The organism is Legionella londiniensis, from assembly GCF_001467825.1.
Classification (GTDB): Bacteria; Pseudomonadota; Gammaproteobacteria; order Legionellales; family Legionellaceae; genus Legionella_A; species Legionella_A londiniensis.
The window spans coordinates 32,905-34,116 of the sequence record NZ_LNYK01000034.1 but is presented as its reverse complement, the minus strand read 5'-3'; the positions used below and the strand labels follow the sequence as shown (position 1 = coordinate 34,116).

The window sequence follows — 1,212 nt, the reverse complement described above, 5'->3', positions numbered from 1 at the left end:
TGCCCATCAGGGCTTAAATCGGCCTTGGATTTTCCGACCAGGCCGATAAATTTCCTGAGGGGCTTCCCCGTTTCTGCATCCCACAATACAATGCCTTCAAGATAGGAGGCATCAGCATGGCGCGGCAGACCAGGAACTAGATCGCTTCGTTTCACGCCGATTTTAAATGGGTAAGTTGAACTGGCATGGCCTGCGGTCAGCAGCAGCTTATCCTTTAGGGTTAACTGCAAAAGAAGGGGGGAACCCGGGAGGTCGTTAAACCCTTCATGAAAGCGTTGCCATTGCCCGTCTTTCAGCTGATACAGGCTCCAGTTATTTTCTGAGGCCATATAGTGCTTTAAATCGGCAGCCATCACATGGCCATAGACCGGGAAGCCCGGGTTCAGGGTTTTGATGATGGTCCCGTCTATGGATTGCGCATATACTGCCAGGGTATTGGCATCCTGCCATAAAAAACAATGGGTGTCGGGGATAAAATAGGCGCTATAAATGCTGGCATGGCGGTTTAACACCTTTTTTTGCCGCTTTTCAATATCCCAGAGGATTAAATAACGCCCGTAATGGGTCGACACCACATAACGCCCGTCAGTGGATACGCTGAGCATGGCAGCGGGGCTTCTTGTCATCGGCCCAAAGTCCGCGCCTGCCAGATACATGAGCAGCGCAAAGACGGCCAAAATGAGCGCGATCAACCCATAAAACGAATTGAATTTTTGCAGGATTTTATTTCTGAATTTTATACTGTCCAAAATTGTTTATTCCCTTTTTTTATTAATAACCCTTGTTTCATGATCAGCCTTTCTGGCCTTCACCCATAAAAGGGCAAGGACTAGGCTTCCCAGAGATCATCCGGGTTTTTAATGAGGCGGTGCCTGGGCGGGCCGTCCGGCGCCCAGAGGCGTGTCAGGGTTTGTGTTTTTTCATCAAAGCGGTAGACAATAATGCCTGTGCCCTTGCGCCCCATATCATGGGCGCTTTGCGCCATGACAAGAATACGGGCGCGGGGTGCGGTATCAATGACATTTGCGCTATTGAACAGGCTAACCGTGTAAGGCATCGGCTTTTTGCCCAAGTCCATATAAGCCAGGATTTTTGGCGAGGAGACATGATATAAGGTCGCATAATTCACTTCTTCAATAAAGCGGAGGTAATGGCCATCCTCGTCTATGAATTTGACGGCGATATTAGTCGGGTTATGCGGTGATTTGTAGA

General features: G+C 49.1%; 2 protein-coding genes. Both read right to left on the bottom strand.

The genetic code is table 11. From position 1 onward, the window contains the following. A partial coding sequence (locus Llon_RS11645; RefSeq protein ID WP_202813358.1) for a WD40 repeat domain-containing protein occupies window positions 1–749 on the bottom strand: 749 nt, incomplete at its 3' end. 80 nt (window positions 750–829) lie between these two features. Beyond that, on the bottom strand, window positions 830–1,212 hold a 383-nt coding region (locus tag Llon_RS11030; protein ID WP_202813357.1), incomplete at its 5' end, for a hypothetical protein.